This window comes from Halomonas sp. A40-4, from assembly GCF_015767635.1.
Lineage (GTDB): Bacteria > Pseudomonadota > Gammaproteobacteria > Pseudomonadales > Halomonadaceae > Vreelandella > Vreelandella janggokensis.
In genome coordinates, this window is sequence record NZ_CP065230.1 from 3,846,497 (window position 1) to 3,862,362 (window position 15,866).

Consider the following 15,866-nt stretch of genomic DNA (forward strand, 5'->3'; position numbering starts at 1 on the left):
TCCAGTACAATAGCTCCCTACAATGCGGGCAAACTTCTCAAGAGCAAGTGTCTATGAACCCCACACCTTTGCAAAACGATCGTTTTCTTCGCGCCTTGGCGCGCGAGCCCGTTGACCGCACGCCCGTGTGGATGATGCGCCAGGCAGGGCGCTATCTTCCGGAATACCGCGCTAAACGCGCCGATGCAGGTAGTTTCATGGACCTTTGCCAAAACCATGACCTGGCTTGCGAGGTAACGCTGCAGCCTCTTGAGCGTTTCCCGCTGGATGCCGCCATCCTGTTTTCGGATATCCTGACGATTCCCGACGCCATGGGCTTGGGGCTGTATTTCGAAACCGGTGAGGGCCCCAAGTTCAAAAAGACCGTGCGTACCGCTGATGAGGTCGCCGCGCTCCGCGTTCCCGATGCCGAGCGCGACCTGGATTACGTGATGCGTGCGGTGTCCACGATTCGCCGTGAGCTGAACGGCCGCATGCCGTTGATTGGCTTCTCCGGCAGCCCCTGGACACTGGCTACCTATATGGTCGAGGGCAGCTCGAGCAAAGATTTTCGCCACCTGAAAACCATGCTCTATGACACGCCGGATACCATGCACCAGTTGCTGGACACCCTGGCCCACGCGGTGACCGACTACCTTAACGCGCAGATTCGTGCGGGCGCCCAGGCGGTACAGATTTTCGATACCTGGGGCGGCGCGCTGACCACCCCGGCGTACCTCGAGTTTTCGCTGCGCTATATGGAGCAGATTGTCGCCGGGCTGATCCGCGAGCATGACGGGCGCCGGGTGCCAGTGATTCTGTTCACCAAGAATGGCGGCCAGTGGCTGGAACACATCGCTTGTGCCGGGTCCGATGCCGTGGGCATCGACTGGTCCACAGAGCTTTCCGATGCCCGCGCCCGGGTCGGCCACAAGGTCGCGCTACAGGGCAACCTGGACCCCAACGTGCTGTTCGCGCGGCCTTCCGCGATCCGCGCCGAAGTTGCCCGCGTGCTGGAAAGCTACGGCCATGGTCCCGGGCATATCTTTAACCTGGGCCACGGCATCAGCCAGTTCACCAACCCGGATCATGTCACCGCCTTCATGGAAGCGCTGCACGACCTTAGCCCGCAATATCATCAGAGCATCGCGACCCAATCGAACGATGCACATCCGGGAGCCCAGCCATGAGCAAATTACGTGACGACCAGTGGTTTACCGAAGTCTTCGATAGCCACGGCAGTGCTTTCTCGCTGAAAGTCACTGATAAACTGCTGGATGTGCAAAGCGCCTATCAGCACCTGGAAGTCTATGCCACCGAGACCTATGGCAACCTGCTGGTGCTGGACGGCTGCGTGATGCTCACCGACCGCGATAACTTTCTCTACCACGAGATGATTGCCCATCCGGCGTTGTTCACCCATCAGGCCCCCAAGCGGGTGGTGATCATTGGCGGCGGCGACTGCGGGACACTCAAAGAAGTATTGCGTCACCCTGGCGTTGAACACGTCACCCAGATAGATATCGACGAGGAAGTCACCAAAGCCTCCGAGCGCTTCTTTCCAGCGCTGGTGGAATCGAACAATGATCCCCGCGCCGAGCTGCTGTTCGCCGATGGCGTCAAGTGGGTGGACGATACCCCCGACGAGAGCATCGATGTACTGATTATCGACTCCACCGACCCGGTTGGCCCAGCCGAGGGCCTGTTTAAAACCGATTTCTTAAGGCGCTGCCATCGCATCCTTAAAGACGGCGGCGTCATGGTACAGCAGAGCGAATCGCCGCTTTACCATAGCGGCACCATCATTCGTGAACTGCGCAACGACATGCAGGAAGCCGGGTTTGACAGCGTCGCCACGCTGCCCTTCCCGCAGCCAGTGTATCCGTCCGGCTGGTGGAGCGTGACACTGGCAGGCAAAAACACCGACGTGAACACCTTTCGCGAGCAAGCAGTTGCCAACCACGACCTGCCGCTTGAGTACTACACGCTGGAAGCCCATCGCGGCGCACTGGCGTTACCACCGTTCATGCGCAGGGCCATCGCCGCCAAATAATCCCGCCAGAAGACCGCTTTTCATCATTGCCCACTGCCTCCCCGCCCCACAAAGGTGCAGGGAGGGTGGGCATTTTTATTTTTTGCACCTAGACGTTCGTATCAAACGTTCGATTTATCGTTGAAAAGCGCTGAATCAGCGCCTGTACCCCTTTTGGCATCTTCCTTGCTAGGTTTAGTCACATGCTACGGCATGGATAACGATTTCAAACAATTCGAGGGAACCTACATGTTGAATAAAAAACACTTGGCGCTGCTGGTATCTGCTGGTTCGATTACCCTTGCGGGTATGACCACCGCTCAGGCCGACACGCTGGAAGATACCCGGGATAACGGCGCCGTTCGTTGCGGCGTCAGCGATGGCTTACCCGGCTTCTCGGCACCGGATGACGATGGCAATTGGCAAGGGCTTGACGTTGACGTCTGCCGCGCCGTCGCCGCCGCCGTACTCGGTGATGCCGACGCGGTTGACTACATTTCCCTCAATGCCGTAGAGCGCTTCACGGCCCTGCAGTCTGGCGAAGTGGATGTACTGTCACGCAACACCACCTGGACCACGACGCGCGACACCACGTTGGGTCTCAATTTCACCGGCGTAACGTTCTATGACGGCCAAGGCTTCATGGTGTCACGGGATCTGGGGATTACGGGCGCAGATGAGTTAAACGGTGCGTCCATCTGCATTCAGTCAGGTACCACCACCGAGCTAAACCTCGCCGACTACTTCCGTGCTAATGACATGGAATTCAACCCCATCGTATTTGATACCTCCGAACAAACCGTGGGCGGCTACCAGGCAGGACGCTGTGACGTACTGACATCCGACACTTCTCAGTTGGCCGCCCTGCGTATCCAGCTAGATAACCCTGAAGGCTCAATGATTCTTTCGGACGTGATCTCCAAAGAACCGCTGGGCCCCGTGGTACGCCAGGGCGATGATACCTGGTTCAACATCGTGAAATGGTCGCTGTTCGCCATGATCAACGCTGAAGAATACGGTGTTACCAGCGAAAATGTCGACGAGATGACATCGTCTGAAGACCCCAATGTTGCACGACTGCTCGGCCAGGATGGCAACTACGGCGAAGGCATGGGACTGGAGGCTGACTGGGCCTACAACATCATCAGCCAAGTCGGCAACTACGCTGAAAGCTTCGACCGCAACGTGGGCATGGGCTCACCGCTTGAAATTGAACGCGGTGTCAACGCCCTGTGGACTGACGGTGGCTTCCAGTATGCTCCGCCGATTCGCTAAGCGTCTCGCTTGACCCCTGGCCCGCCATGCCCTGTTGCCAGGGTATAGGCGGGCCATCTGATTGACTTTCCGTATCGCGGAGACGCCACCCATGTCTGTACGACCCAATGCTCGCCCCGTCGGCCAAAAGCCGCCGTTCTGGCGAGACCGCGCGAAGCGCGCGCTTATTTTCCAAATCCTCTTAGTCACCGCTGTGGTGGCTTTTCTTATCTATATAATCGGCAACACCCAAGCCAACCTTGAGGCTCGAGGCATCACCACTGGCTTTGGCTTTTTAAGCAACACCGCCGGCTTCGGTATTGGCCAGACCTTGATCGAGTACTCCTCCCAGAGTAGCTACGGCCGTACTTTCGTGATCGGCCTGCTTAACACGCTGCTGGTCGGTGGATTGGGTGTGTTGGCCGCCTCGATTATCGGTTTTATTGTCGGTATTGCGCGGCTTTCGCCCAATTGGCTGATCGCTAGGTTAGCCAACGCCTACATCGAAACCTTCCGTAATATTCCGCTGCTGTTGCAGATTTTCTTCTGGTACTTCGCGGTACTGCGGGCTCTACCCAGCGCCCGGGAGAGCATGGCGTTTGGCGAAGCCATCTTTCTCAATGTGCGTGGGCTATATCTGCCCCAACCGCTGTTCGAGTCAGGCTTCGGACTGATTCCTGCCACCTTTGTGGTGGCGATCGTTGCCAGTATCGCGCTGATTGTCTGGAATAAACGTCGCCATGAAGCCACCGGCAAACGCCTGCCGGTTTTCTGGATGTCCCTGGTGATTATTTTTGGTCTTCCACTACTGGTGCTCGTCGTCACGGGTGTACCGGTGACCTGGGAAATGCCGGTACTGCGCGGCTTCAACTTTGGCGGTGGCATCACCATCATTCCCGAGTTTCTAGCCCTGTGGCTGGCGCTGTCCATCTACACCGCGTCGTTCATTGCCGAAATTGTGCGTTCGGGTATTCAGGCGATCCCTCATGGGCAAACGGAAGCCGCCCAGGCACTCAGCTTGCCGCGCAAACTCGTCCTGCGTCTGGTGATCATTCCACAAGCCATGCGGGTCATTATTCCGCCGCTCACCAGCCAATACCTCAACCTGATAAAGAACTCTTCCCTGGCCACCGCCATCGGTTATCCCGATCTGGTCTCGGTGTTTGCTGGCACCACGCTCAACCAGACCGGTCAGGCCATCGAGGTGATTGCCATGACCATGGCGGTTTATCTGATCATCAGCTTGCTGGTGTCCATGTTCATGAACTGGTTCAACGCTCGCGTTGCGCTGGTCGAACGCTAGGCCGGAGACGACCTTTATGATTCACAACAAAGACATGATACCCGAGCAGCCTGCTCCGAAAGGCACCATCGGCCCCATTGCCTGGCTACGCGGCAACCTGTTCAACGGCCCCATTAATAGCCTGTTCACGCTGTTGGGCCTGTATGTCCTGTACCTGCTCGTGGTGCCCACGATCCAGTGGGCGTTTATCGATGCCAACTGGGTGGGCGATAGCCGCGAAGACTGCACACGGGCCGGCGCTTGCTGGGTATTCGTCAACGCACGCTTTTCCCAGTTTATTTATGGGCTCTATCCCAGCGAGGAGTACTGGCGCGCCAATATCGTGTTTGCCATGTTCGCCGGCATTATCGCCTGGCTGGTGATCCCCCGCCTGCCGCTCAAGCGCTGGGTGGCCGTGTTTGCCTTGCTGGCCTTCCCGGTCATCGCCTATGTGCTGCTGCACGGCGGCTATTTCGATATGCCGCGCGTTTCCACCCACCGCTGGGGTGGCTTGATGCTGACACTGCTACTGGCCAGTGTGGGGATGATTGGCGCGCTGCCTATCGGCATTGTGCTCGCCCTTGGGCGGCGTTCCCAAATGCCGATTGTCAGAACGTTCTGTGTCATTTTCATCGAGTTCTGGCGCGGCGTTCCGCTCATCACCATCCTGTTCATGGCGTCAGTCATGCTGCCCTTGTTTTTGCCCACAGAGTTGAGTGTTGACCGCCTTATCCGCGCGCTGATCGGCTTGACCTTGTTCCAGAGTGCCTATATGGCGGAGGTGATTCGCGGGGGGCTGCAGGCGATCCCCAAAGGCCAGGATGAAGCAGCGGCAGCGCTGGGGATGACCTACTGGAAACGCATGGGGCTGATCATCATGCCCCAGGCGCTGAAGATGATGATTCCCGGTATCGTCAACACCTTTATCTCGCTGTTCAAGGACACCACCCTGGTGATGATCATTGGGCTGTTTGATCTGTTGGGTATTGTGCAAGCGGCACTTTCCGACTCGCGTTGGCTGGGTTTCTCGCTAGAAGGCTATGTGTTTGCCGCGTTCGTGTTCTGGATTTTCTGTTTCAGCATGTCGCGCTACAGCCAGTACCTGGAACGCAGGCTAAATACCGGTCATAAGCAGTAGGTCGTCGACAACGCTTCATGCCGCTTTCTTTATGATTTTGAGTAGGATATCAACATGACACAAGCAGCCACCAACGATTCCGACCTGATGGTCGAGATGCATAATGTCAATAAATGGTTCGGCGATTTTCACGTGCTGCGGGACATTTACCTGGAAGTTAAACGGGGCGAGCGTATCGTAGTGTGCGGCCCCTCGGGCTCGGGTAAATCGACGCTCATTCGCTGTATCAACCACCTTGAAGAGCACCAGAAAGGGGATATCACCGTCGGCGGTGTCGCACTGACTCAAGACGTTAAGCGTATTGAACAGATTCGCCGCAGCGTCGGCATGGTGTTCCAGCACTTCAACCTGTTCCCCCATTTATCGGTGCTGGAAAACTGCTGTATTGCCCCGATGTGGGTACAGAAGAAACCCCGCAAAGAGGCCGAAGCGCTGGCAATGGAATACCTGGAACGGGTGCGCATTGCCGAACAAGCCACCAAATACCCCGGGCAGCTCTCTGGCGGCCAGCAGCAGCGCGTGGCGATTGCCCGTTCACTGTGCATGCACCCTGACGTCATGCTGTTTGACGAGCCCACCTCGGCCCTCGACCCTGAGATGATCAAGGAAGTGCTGGACGTCATGGTGGAGCTGGCCGAAGAAGGCATGACCATGATCTGTGTGACCCACGAAATGGGCTTCGCCAAAACCGTCGCTGACCGGGTGATTTTCATGGACCAGGGACAGATAATTGAAGAGAACGCGCCTGAGCCATTCTTCAACAACCCGCAGTCCGAACGTACTCAGCTGTTCTTGAGCCAGATTCTGGGGCATTAATCCACACCCTCTTCAGCAAGGCGGCTGTTGATAAGTACGTCATTATGGGCCTCGCTTGAGGCCCATAATGCTTATAAGACGTTTAAACACGCATTAAAAAACAATGTACAAAGGATCGCGACACCATGGAAAAGCTATTTATCGACCGGGCGCCCCAGCCTATCGCGCCCTTTTCCCACGCCTGCCGCGTGGGCGATCTGGTATTTATTACCGGACAAATGCCCACCGTGCCGGAAACCAACGAAATGCTGCTCGGCACTTTCACCGAACAGACCCATCGTGTCATGCAGAACCTGGCGATTGTGCTGGAGGAAGTGGGAAGCAGTTTCGAGCACGTGGTGCAGTCGCGGGTGTTTATTACCAACATGGGCCACTTCGACGAGGTCAACAGGGTCTACGCGAGCTACTTCCCGCAGCCGTTACCCACGCGTACCTGCATTGGCGTCACGGGACTCGCCGGTGGTGCCGACGTGGAAGTCGACATGATTGCCTGGATCCCACCGTCTGAAGGCAACTCTTAGGGCCCTATCAACGTAATACTGGCAGGCAATAGCGCTGCCTGTTCACGGTGCTGGCCAAGCGGTTTTCCAGCAAGCGCCGTGAGCAGGATCTGCAGCGGATCGCCGTGGCTGACCAGGGCGATGGTTTCCCCGCTGGCCGCTTGCTCCCAGTCGTCTATCACCGCTCGCATACGCTTTGCCACCGCGCTCACCGCCTCCACCTGGAGGTGCTGATGCTCGGCGTCCTGGGCATCCAATACCCATATACTGGGATAGCGTTCATCGCTCTGCCCCTCCAACTCGCCAAAATAGCGCTCCCTTAAGCGCGTCTCCACGCTTGGTGTGAGTCCAAACGCGTCGGCAATGTGGGCAGCCGTTTGCGACGTGCGCAAAAAGTCCGAGTGCACCACGCGAGTGGGTATCGGCCACTGCCAGTCAGCCACCCGTTGGGCAAGTTGCTGCTCACCCTGCTCGGAAAGCCCGAAGTTCGTCACGCCGTGTTCGGGCGAGCTGACAATCACCCCCTGTTGATTCGCCTGGCTATGGCCGTGGCGTATTAGCAAATAGCGATTGCGCCAATGGTCGTAAGGCGCCTGTAAAGTATTTGACATAAGTTTGTCACAAACCCTAGATTGAAAGTGTCTACTTTCGAAAATAATCATCCTTCGCATCAAATGTCCACTTATGAAACATTTCCCGCTTTCTGAGTAGAAAATCCCAGCGAAGGGAAGCGATAACACAAAAACAACACACAACGAGGCTTATTATGACAACGCCGCTCTTTCGCAAGCGCCCGCTTGCAATGCTCACCGCTGTATCGCTATTGCCGCTCGCACTGCTATCCACCCAAGCCTACGCTGAATGTGAGCGTGGCGACCTGGCGGATATCTACTGTGACGCCGATGGGGATATGGTGGCTGACCGGCCAAGCGATGAATCGGAATGGGCCAACCCCGATACGCTGATCTTCGCCTACACCCCGGTCGAAGATCCGGCCATTTATTCGGATATCTGGCAGCCCTTTATCGACCACCTTGAGGAGGTTACCGAACGCGATGTGCGCTTCTTCGCCGTGCAGTCAAACGCCGCTCAGGTCGAAGCCATGCGCAGCGGTCGGCTGCATATTGCCGGTTTCTCCACCGGCCCCACGCCCTTTGCCGTGAATCTCGCCGGTGCAGTACCGTTTGCCTTGATGGGCTCCGACGACGGCCGATTCGGCTATACCCTGCAGCTGTTCACCCATGTCGACTCCGATATCCATGAAGTGGAAGACCTCAAGGGCAAGCGCGTCGCCCATACCTCGCCGACCTCCAACTCGGGTAACCAGGCCCCCCGCGCGTTGCTGCCCGAATTTGGCATCACCCCCGGTGAAGATTATGAAGTGATCTACTCCGGCAGCCACGACCAGTCCATGCTCGGCGTTGTCGCTCAAGACTATGACGCCGCCCCGGTGGCATCGGAAGTCGTCGAGCGCATGGCCGCACGGGGTCTTTATGATGAGGAAGATGTTCGCCTGATCTACGAGTCCGACAGCTTCCCCACTACCTCGTATAACTACGCACACAACCTGCACCCGGATCTGGTCGACAAAATCGAGGAGGCCTTCTTCAGCTTTGATTTTGCGGGCACCGAACTAGGCGAAGAGTTTGAAGGCGTCGAGAAATTCATCCCTATCAATTACAAAGATAACTGGCAGGTGATTCGTACCATCCAGTCCGCTAATGGCGTGAGCTATACGCCGGAAAACCTGGAAGAGTAAAACGTTACGCACCGCCATTGGCGGTGCGGTTATTTTTCGACGATGGACGCGAACACATGCTGGAAATTACCAATCTGGTCAAACGTTATGGCCACGATGAAGCCGTGCTGAAAGGGCTTGATCTCAAGGTAGAGGGAAACAGCGTCGTTTCTATCGTAGGCGCTTCGGGGGCGGGTAAAAGCACCATGCTGAGGTGCATCAACCGCCTGGTCGAGCCGACATCCGGCTCCATCAAGCTCAACGGCAACGAGCTTGTGCACCTGAGAGGGGCGGAGCTACGTCGCGCGCGACGCAAGATTGGCATGGTATTTCAGGGTTTTAACCTGCTGGACCGGTTGACCGTGATGGAAAACGTGCTGGCCGGGCGCTTGGGCTATGTGAACCTCTACCAGGCGATTTCACGCCGCTACCCTCAGTCCGATATCGAGCGTGCCTTTGTACTGATGGAGCGCGTGGGCATTGCCCACTATGCCAACAAGCGCGCCGACGAGCTTTCCGGCGGTGAGCGCCAGCGGGTCGGGGTGGTGCGCGCATTGATGCAAGAGCCTGATGTGCTGCTCGCCGATGAGCCCACCGCCTCACTCGACCCGCGTACGTCAGAGCAGATCATGGTTCTGCTGCAAAGCCTGGCAAGCGAGCTGTCGTTGCCGGTGCTGATTAATATTCACAACGTCGCCCAGGCAAAGACCTATACCGAGCGCATCGTGGGCTTACGCCACGGCAAGATGATCTTTGATGGCTTGCCCGCGGACTTCAACAAAGACGCTCTGGATGCCATCTACGGCGGCATAGACGCGCCGGACGATGCGATCACCGATACACCCGCGGAGGAACACGCTCATGACTCCGCCTGACGCCCAGGCATCAACGCCACGCACCTGGAAAAAACCACCATTTATTGCCAACCCCTTGCTGCGCTACGGCTTGATCCTCGTCGGCGTCGTCTACTTGGTCTGGGCCTTTGGCTCACTGCCGTTCAACTGGGCGCGGATTGCAGAAGGCCTTCCCCGCGCAGGGCGTATTTTCGGCGGTGGTTTCCCACCCAGTCTTGAGCGCTATGAGCTGCTGATCACAGGCTTCAAGGAAAGCTTTCAAATCGCCATCATGGCGACGCTGCTGGGCGTTTTGCTGTCGATTCCGTTTGCCGTCATGGCCGCGCGCAACATTGCACCGATGCCGATATATATCATTGGCCGGGCGGTGATCATCATCTCGCGCAGCTTCCATCCGGTCATCGTGGCGATTCTATTCGTCGCCGCCGTCGGTTTTGGTCCTCTCGCAGGGATTTTGACGCTTATCCTCTATTCGATCGGTTTTGTGGGCAAGCTCCTCGCCGAAGAGATCGAAGAAATTGACTGGGGCCAGGTCGAAGCCATGAAGGCAGCAGGTGCAGGCTACGGGGCCATTCTGTTCTATGCGGTCTTCCCGCAGATACTACCGCGCCAGGTGGGGCTTTCCATGTACCAGCTCGACAGCAACCTGCGTGCCTCCGCAGTGGTCGGGATTGTCGGCGCGGGCGGCATTGGCAGCACACTGATGAACGCCTTTGGACGCTACGATTACGATTTCGCGTTTGCGATTCTACTCGTCATCATCGCGGTCATTCTGATCAGTGAAGGCATCAGCGGCTGGGTAAGGAAAAAAATATGGTAGATCACGCTCAACAACTTGCCGACCGCGTCTGGCAGCGTCACAACCCCAGGCAGCGCCTTATCCGCTTCGCTGTGCTCCTCGCGACCGTAATGGTGGTTTTCTGGGCAGTGCGCGATATTGATATCTTCTGGCCCTGGGTGTGGGACGCGCCCAATCAGATATCCGGGCTTGGCGCCCGTATGTGGCCGCCCAGTGGCGAAGGCTTGAACAACATCATTGGCGCCCTGATCGAGACCGTGCATATTGCCACCCTGGCCACTTTCCTGACGATTTTTCTCGCCCTGCCGGTGGCCTATATTGCTGCCCAGAACACGACTCCGAACCGGGCCTGCCTGTGGTTTGGGCGTTTCATTCTCGTCTCCAGCCGCTCGGTAAACACCATTATCTGGGCACTGCTGTTCGTGGCAATTTTCGGTCCCGGGGTACTCGCCGGCATTCTGGCGATCGTGTTTCGTTCCATCGGCTTCATCGGCAAGCTGATGGGTGAGGCGATCGAGGAGATTGACCGGCGCCCGGTTGAGGCCATGGAAGCCACCGGCGCCTCCAAAGCCAAGGTGATTGCCTATGCAGTGGTCCCACAGGTCATGCCTGCCTTTTTTGCCATTGTGATTCTGCGCTGGGATATCAACATTCGTGAATCGACGGTATTGGGACTGGTGGGTGCCGGTGGTATCGGGGTTATCCTGCAAGGTTCGATTGATACCTTCGCCTGGCAGACCGTGGCCACCATCTTGATTGCCATCATCGTGCTGGTGCTGATTGGCGAGGCCGTCACGAGCCTGCTGCGGAGCAAGGTGCTTTAAGCCAAGTGTTGTTATCCAGGGTGAGCGTTTGACCTAGCGCTAAACGCTTGCCATGGTTAAGTGACCACTAACGACAAGGAGGATGCGTCACGATGACCACCTATATTGTTGTCGCTGATGCCGCGCGTGCGCGCATTTTTACCCGCGAAGCGCTGACACTCACCGAGCAGGAAAGCTTGGTACACGCCGAAGGGCGCCTGCACGAGGGCGACCTGGTCACCGACCGTCCGGGTGCCGACGTTCACGAATCCAATTCGACCAGCGCGCGCAGTTCCGGTGAAGAGGGAGCCGCCTCCAAACACGAGAACGAGCTGTTCGCCAAGCAGGTCGCCAACCACCTTTATAACGCTCGAGTAGGTAACAGCTTAGAGAAGCTCATCATGGTCGCTCCACCCAAATTCTTGGGCCTGCTGCGCGACAAGCTCGATGGCCCCACGCAAAAACTTGTGATTCATACCCTTTCCAAAGATCTGAGCAAAGCCTCGCTGACGGATATTCAAACGGCCGTGAGCGACCTGCGCTAACCCAGCGACGACATCCACCTCTCACTTGCCTAAAGAAACGATCGCTCTTGCCGATAGACGTGCGTGATCAATGACAGGGCGTGGCACCCGCGCCCTGATATGCACCTCGACTTGAGAGCGACCATGTTTGCATCCCTGCGCGCCAAGCTATTACTCACAACCCTAGTGGCGATTATCCTTGCCCTGGTCATCAATGGCATAGCCAGCTACATCACCGTCAAGCACCACAATACCCAGCAGGTTACCCGCAACCTGAACGCAGTCGTCAATGGAAATACCCTGGCGATTGACGAATGGTTTAACGCCCGATACAGCATGCTTGCCAGTATGGATGAGGCGGCCACTAGCGACGCTCCGCTAGAAGCCCTGCGGCAATTAGCCGACTCCGGCGACTTCATGACGGCCTATATGGCCTACCCCGAGACATCTGACGCTGTATTTTCTGATGGCTGGGAGCCACCGAGCGATTACGACCCACGCCAACGTCCCTGGTACCAGGATGCTGTCGAGGCCAAAGACACGATCATCACCGCCCCTTACGTGGACGCCCAAAGCGGCGGCTTAATCGTCACCTTTGCGCACCCTTACTATCAGAATGGTGAACTGGCGGCGGTGGTCGGTGGCGACATTACCATCCAGGCTGTCATCGAGATCGTTGCGAGCATTGCGCCTACCCCGTCAAGCTTTGGCTTTTTAACCACCGGCGACGGCACGCTGGTCGCTCACCCCAACGCCGAGTTGGCACTAGAGCCTTCCACCGCACTCAGCGACCAGTTGGATGCCGGTTATCTTCAGCAGATTGCGGCCAGCAACGAGCCCCAGGCCCTGACACTGGAGGGCCGTGAGATGTTGCTGCAAGGTGGCGCCGTCGGCGGCAACAGCGATTGGCACCTCATGGTGGCAATGGATGAGCACGAGGCCACCGCCGGACTACGCGGGATTGCCACCACGTCGATCATCACGCTCCTGATTGTCGCAGTGATAACCGCCATCGCGCTTAGTCTGCTGCTCAAATGGTTGCTGCGCCGTCTTTTATCGGCCCGCGATGCGATGAATGACATCGCCTCGGGCGAAGGCGACCTGACCCAGCGCCTACCGGAGGAGGGTAACGACGAGATCACCCAGATTGCCGCCGCCTTCAACCGCTTTGTGGCTACCATGGACACGGTACTGCAGGATGTGCGCTCCAGCAGTGAATCGGTCCACAACGCCGCCACGGAAATCGCCAACGGCGGCCAGGACCTGTCGCGGCGTACTGAAAACACCGCCTCCAGCCTGCAACAGACGTCTGCCTCAATGGAGGAGATCACCAGTACGGTCGAGCACACATCGACGTCCGCCAAAGAAGCCAACCAGCTATCCCAGGCGGCATCCGATGTTGCCGGCCGTGGCGGCCAGGCGGTATCAGAGGTCATCACGACGATGGAAGATATCGCCGAGTCCTCGGGCAAGATTGGCGATATCGTCTCGCTGATGAACAACATCGCCTTCCAGACCAACCTGCTGGCACTCAATGCCTCGGTAGAAGCCGCACGGGCCGGTGAACACGGCCGTGGGTTTGCTGTGGTAGCGGAAGAGGTGCGTAAGCTTGCTCAACGCAGCAATGACGCCGCCAACGATATTAAAAACCTGATCGAAGACGCCCAGGGCAAGGTCCAAAACGGTTCCAAACGGGTGCACAACGCCGGTGAAACCATGGACGACATCGTCAATAACATCACCCGTGTCACCGATGTGCTCGGCGAAATCACCTCCGCAACGACGGAGCAAAGTGACGGTATCGGTCAGGTGAACATTGCGGTGGCTGACCTTGACCGCATGACCCAGGAAAACGCGGCCATGGTGGAAGAATCGACCACCGCCGCCGAGCAGCTCAAGGATCAGGCCGACCATCTCACCGAGACCATCAGCCGATTTAAACTGTCGAGTGGTTCAGCCACACAGGCTGGCCATCTTATGACATCCGCTCCAAAGTCGCCGCAGGCGGCTCTCGCGCATAGAGAGAATTAACAATAATGAAATTTAAGTCTGTCCGCACCCTTATTGCCACGCTGGTCGGTGGCTGCATACTGCTGGTTGTCGCGGCGTTGGTTATTTATTCGGTGATTGCCAACGCCCGCTCCCAGGCACTGGTTGAAAAGCAGACGAAAACGCTGCTCGAACAAAACATAGAGGCTCGCCTGGCAGCGACCGCTTCGGCCCAGACCGAAGAAATCAAGGGCGAGCTCGAACATGCTCTGACGCTTGCCCAAAGCCTGGCGAACACCAATGCCATGCTGGGTCAGGAAGACGACGAGGGCCAGCCGTTGATGACCATGAGCCGCGAAGAGCTTTCGCGGCTTGTGCGTCAGACCGTGGTGGACAACCCCGACCTGCTCGACGCTTTTATCGGCTGGGAGCCCGATGCCTTTGATAGCGATGACTTGTATACCGGCCGTGAGGATCAAGGTTACGGCCCGGACGGTCGCTTCATGCCGTGGTGGTACCGCACCGAAAGCGGCGATATCGAGGTGCTGGCGCTGGGCAGTGACATGGAAAACCAGCAGCGCGATGCCGATGGCATTCGGCGCGGGGAATACTATCTGTGCCCCAAAGAAACGAAGCGTACCTGCGTGGTCGACCCTCACTATTACGACTACAACGGCGAGACGTTGCTGGTTACGTCGTTCAATGCCCCCATTCTGGTCGACGGTGAGTTCCGCGGCAGCGCCGGTGTCGACCTGTCGGTGGAGTTCATTCAAAGCTTGCTGGAAGAGGCCAATCAGTCGCTCTACGATGGCGCGGGCGAAATCGCCCTGATCGCCTCGCACGGGGCATTGGCTGCGCACACCAGCGAGCCTGACCTGCTCGGCAAGCACGCTGACGAGGTGCTGGGTGAAGACCTCCAGGCCGGCATCGCCCAGGCTCAGCAAGGGGAAAATGTCCGCAGGCTCAACACGGGCCAGGGCATGACCGAGCTTTATTGGCCTTTCTCAGTCGATGAAAGCGGTAACCCCTGGGTGCTGATGATCCGGCTGCCTGAAAGTGCCGTCCTGGCCGGTCTCAATGACCTGCAGACACAGATGGAAAGCCAGCGCGAGGCCTCGACACTCGGCATGATTGGCATGGGGCTGGTCATCGCCTTGCTGGGCCTGGTGGCCAGCTGGTTGCTGGGTAGCAGCATCTCGCGTCCCCTCAAGCATTTGGCCAGCCGCATGCAGGCGATCGCTTCCGGCAACGGCGACCTGACCCAACGCCTGCCGGTACAGGGTCGTGATGAGAGCGCGGCGGTGGCAGAGCAATTCAATGCCTTTGCTGACAAGATCCAGGCCATCCTGCTTGATGTCCGACGCAGCAGTGAATCCGTCAATCACGCCGCCAATGAAATCACCCAGGGCGGTCGCGATCTTTCAAGTCGCACCGAACAAGCGGCTTCCAGCCTGCAGCAGACATCGTCTGCCATGGAGGAAATCAGCAGCACCGTGGCGCATACGACCAGCGCCTCGCAGGAGGCCAGCGGCCTTTCCAAAACCGCCTCGCAGCTGGCAGAGCGCACCGACAAAGCCTTTGGACAAGTCGTGACCACCATGGACGACATCCGCACCACATCGGCAGAGATTCAGGATATCGTCAGCGTCATCGACGGGATTGCCTTTCAGACTAACCTACTGGCGCTGAACGCCTCGGTAGAGGCCGCCCGCGCGGGAGAACAGGGCCGCGGCTTTGCCGTGGTGGCCAATGAAGTCCGTCAGTTGGCATCGCGTGCCAGCGACGCGGCCAAGGATATTCGCCAGCGGATCGATACCTCTACCGAAAAGGTGGCAAGCGGCACGCAAATGGTGCGCGACGCCGAGGCCGCAATGCACGAGCTTGCCGAAAGTGTCTCCCGAGTCACCCAGATGCTGGGCGATATCAGCACGGCGGCTGGTGAGCAGAATGACGGTATCAGCCAGGTCAGCATTGCGGTTACCGACCTGGACCAGATGACCCAGCAGAACGCCGCGCTGGTGCAGGAGTCAACCACCGCTGCCGAGCAGTTGAAAGACCAGGCCGACTATCTTGCCGAGCTGGTGGGCGGATTCACCTTGGAGGAAGACCGGGACCGGTCGGCGTTACCGGCCCCTGAAAAGCGCCGTTAAGGAGAAGA

At 57.8% G+C, this 15,866-nt stretch carries 15 protein-coding genes; 14 read left to right on the plus strand and 1 reads right to left on the minus strand.

Going from position 1 to position 15,866, the window contains the following annotated elements:
• Positions 1-53 precede the first annotated feature (53 nt).
• The 7 genes from hemE (at position 54) to IT895_RS17835 (ending at position 7,022) form a co-directional block, all read left to right on the plus strand.
• Complete coding sequence (hemE, locus tag IT895_RS17805) at positions 54-1,169, plus strand: uroporphyrinogen decarboxylase (RefSeq protein WP_199284227.1); 1,116 nt, start codon at positions 54-56, stop codon at positions 1,167-1,169.
• Positions 1,166-2,032, plus strand: coding sequence for a polyamine aminopropyltransferase (gene speE / locus IT895_RS17810; RefSeq protein WP_085919446.1), 867 nt, complete (start codon positions 1,166-1,168; stop codon positions 2,030-2,032). The genes hemE and speE overlap by 4 nt, the downstream gene beginning before the upstream one ends.
• A 228-nt stretch (positions 2,033-2,260) precedes the next feature.
• On the plus strand, positions 2,261-3,286 hold the full coding sequence (locus IT895_RS17815) for an amino acid ABC transporter substrate-binding protein (RefSeq protein WP_085919504.1): 1,026 nt from the start codon (positions 2,261-2,263) through the stop codon (positions 3,284-3,286).
• Between the two features lie 91 nt (positions 3,287-3,377).
• A complete protein-coding gene (locus IT895_RS17820) occupies positions 3,378-4,568 on the plus strand; it encodes an amino acid ABC transporter permease (RefSeq protein WP_085919447.1) in 1,191 nt (396 codons plus the stop codon).
• Between the two features lie 16 nt (positions 4,569-4,584).
• Positions 4,585-5,685: an amino acid ABC transporter permease gene (locus tag IT895_RS17825; RefSeq protein ID WP_085919448.1), complete on the plus strand. Its 1,101-nt coding sequence runs from the start codon at positions 4,585-4,587 to the stop codon at positions 5,683-5,685.
• Positions 5,686-5,739: 54 nt separating this feature from the next.
• Positions 5,740-6,501, plus strand: coding sequence for an amino acid ABC transporter ATP-binding protein (locus tag IT895_RS17830; protein ID WP_303393819.1), 762 nt, complete (start codon positions 5,740-5,742; stop codon positions 6,499-6,501).
• A gap of 125 nt (positions 6,502-6,626) precedes the next feature.
• On the plus strand, positions 6,627-7,022 hold the full coding sequence (locus IT895_RS17835; RefSeq protein ID WP_085919449.1) for a RidA family protein: 396 nt from the start codon (positions 6,627-6,629) through the stop codon (positions 7,020-7,022).
• Here the strand turns inward: IT895_RS17835 and IT895_RS17840 are convergent.
• Positions 7,019-7,612 carry a histidine phosphatase family protein gene (locus IT895_RS17840; RefSeq protein ID WP_085919450.1) on the minus strand — a complete coding sequence of 198 codons (594 nt, stop codon included), beginning with the start codon at positions 7,610-7,612 and terminating at the stop codon, positions 7,019-7,021. The genes IT895_RS17835 and IT895_RS17840 overlap by 4 nt on opposite strands.
• Positions 7,613-7,767: 155 nt before the next feature.
• On the opposite strand from IT895_RS17840, the gene phnD reads away from it, so the two are divergent.
• The 7 genes from phnD to IT895_RS17875 all read left to right on the plus strand — a co-directional run bounded on the left by phnD (position 7,768) and on the right by IT895_RS17875 (position 15,858).
• Positions 7,768-8,760, plus strand: a complete 993-nt coding sequence (gene phnD / locus IT895_RS17845; RefSeq protein WP_199284228.1) for a phosphate/phosphite/phosphonate ABC transporter substrate-binding protein — start codon at positions 7,768-7,770, stop codon at positions 8,758-8,760.
• A 56-nt stretch (positions 8,761-8,816) separates the two neighbouring features.
• Complete coding sequence (phnC, locus tag IT895_RS17850; RefSeq protein ID WP_085919452.1) at positions 8,817-9,614, plus strand: phosphonate ABC transporter ATP-binding protein; 798 nt, start codon at positions 8,817-8,819, stop codon at positions 9,612-9,614.
• Entirely contained in the window at positions 9,601-10,413 is an 813-nt protein-coding gene (phnE, locus tag IT895_RS17855) for a phosphonate ABC transporter, permease protein PhnE (RefSeq protein ID WP_085919453.1), read from the plus strand. The genes phnC and phnE (IT895_RS17855) overlap by 14 nt, the downstream gene beginning before the upstream one ends.
• The gene (gene phnE / locus IT895_RS17860) at positions 10,407-11,216 is read left to right on the plus strand and encodes a phosphonate ABC transporter, permease protein PhnE (protein ID WP_085919454.1); all 810 of its coding nucleotides are present in this window, start codon (positions 10,407-10,409) and stop codon (positions 11,214-11,216) included. The genes phnE (IT895_RS17855) and phnE (IT895_RS17860) overlap by 7 nt, the downstream gene beginning before the upstream one ends.
• A 92-nt stretch (positions 11,217-11,308) precedes the next feature.
• Positions 11,309-11,740, plus strand: coding sequence for a host attachment protein (locus tag IT895_RS17865; RefSeq protein WP_085919455.1), 432 nt, complete (start codon positions 11,309-11,311; stop codon positions 11,738-11,740).
• 123 nt (positions 11,741-11,863) lie between these two features.
• The gene (locus IT895_RS17870) at positions 11,864-13,750 is read left to right on the plus strand and encodes a methyl-accepting chemotaxis protein (protein WP_199284229.1); all 1,887 of its coding nucleotides are present in this window, start codon (positions 11,864-11,866) and stop codon (positions 13,748-13,750) included.
• A gap of 5 nt (positions 13,751-13,755) precedes the next feature.
• Positions 13,756-15,858 (plus strand): methyl-accepting chemotaxis protein, encoded by a 2,103-nt coding sequence (locus tag IT895_RS17875; RefSeq protein ID WP_199284230.1) that lies wholly within the window; start codon positions 13,756-13,758, stop codon positions 15,856-15,858.
• The last annotated feature ends 8 nt before the right edge of the window (positions 15,859-15,866 follow it).

Excerpts from the sequence above, each read along its gene's own strand:
- IT895_RS17875 (WP_199284230.1), top strand. The coding sequence starts at position 13,756 with ATGAAATTTAAGTCTGTCCGCACCCTTATTGCCACGCTGGTCGGTGGC.
- IT895_RS17825 (WP_085919448.1), top strand. The coding sequence starts at position 4,585 with ATGATTCACAACAAAGACATGATACCCGAGCAGCCTGCTCCGAAAGGC.
- IT895_RS17870 (WP_199284229.1), top strand. The coding sequence starts at position 11,864 with ATGTTTGCATCCCTGCGCGCCAAGCTATTACTCACAACCCTAGTGGCG.
- hemE (WP_199284227.1), top strand. The coding sequence starts at position 54 with ATGAACCCCACACCTTTGCAAAACGATCGTTTTCTTCGCGCCTTGGCG.
- IT895_RS17820 (WP_085919447.1), top strand. The coding sequence starts at position 3,378 with ATGTCTGTACGACCCAATGCTCGCCCCGTCGGCCAAAAGCCGCCGTTC.
- IT895_RS17830 (WP_303393819.1), top strand. The coding sequence starts at position 5,740 with ATGACACAAGCAGCCACCAACGATTCCGACCTGATGGTCGAGATGCAT.
- phnE (WP_085919454.1), top strand. The coding sequence starts at position 10,407 with ATGGTAGATCACGCTCAACAACTTGCCGACCGCGTCTGGCAGCGTCAC.
- IT895_RS17865 (WP_085919455.1), top strand. The coding sequence starts at position 11,309 with ATGACCACCTATATTGTTGTCGCTGATGCCGCGCGTGCGCGCATTTTT.
- speE (WP_085919446.1), top strand. The coding sequence starts at position 1,166 with ATGAGCAAATTACGTGACGACCAGTGGTTTACCGAAGTCTTCGATAGC.
- phnD (WP_199284228.1), top strand. The coding sequence starts at position 7,768 with ATGACAACGCCGCTCTTTCGCAAGCGCCCGCTTGCAATGCTCACCGCT.
- phnC (WP_085919452.1), top strand. The coding sequence starts at position 8,817 with ATGCTGGAAATTACCAATCTGGTCAAACGTTATGGCCACGATGAAGCC.
- IT895_RS17815 (WP_085919504.1), top strand. The coding sequence starts at position 2,261 with ATGTTGAATAAAAAACACTTGGCGCTGCTGGTATCTGCTGGTTCGATT.
- IT895_RS17840 (WP_085919450.1), bottom strand. The coding sequence starts at position 7,612 with ATGTCAAATACTTTACAGGCGCCTTACGACCATTGGCGCAATCGCTAT.
- phnE (WP_085919453.1), top strand. The coding sequence starts at position 9,601 with ATGACTCCGCCTGACGCCCAGGCATCAACGCCACGCACCTGGAAAAAA.
- IT895_RS17835 (WP_085919449.1), top strand. The coding sequence starts at position 6,627 with ATGGAAAAGCTATTTATCGACCGGGCGCCCCAGCCTATCGCGCCCTTT.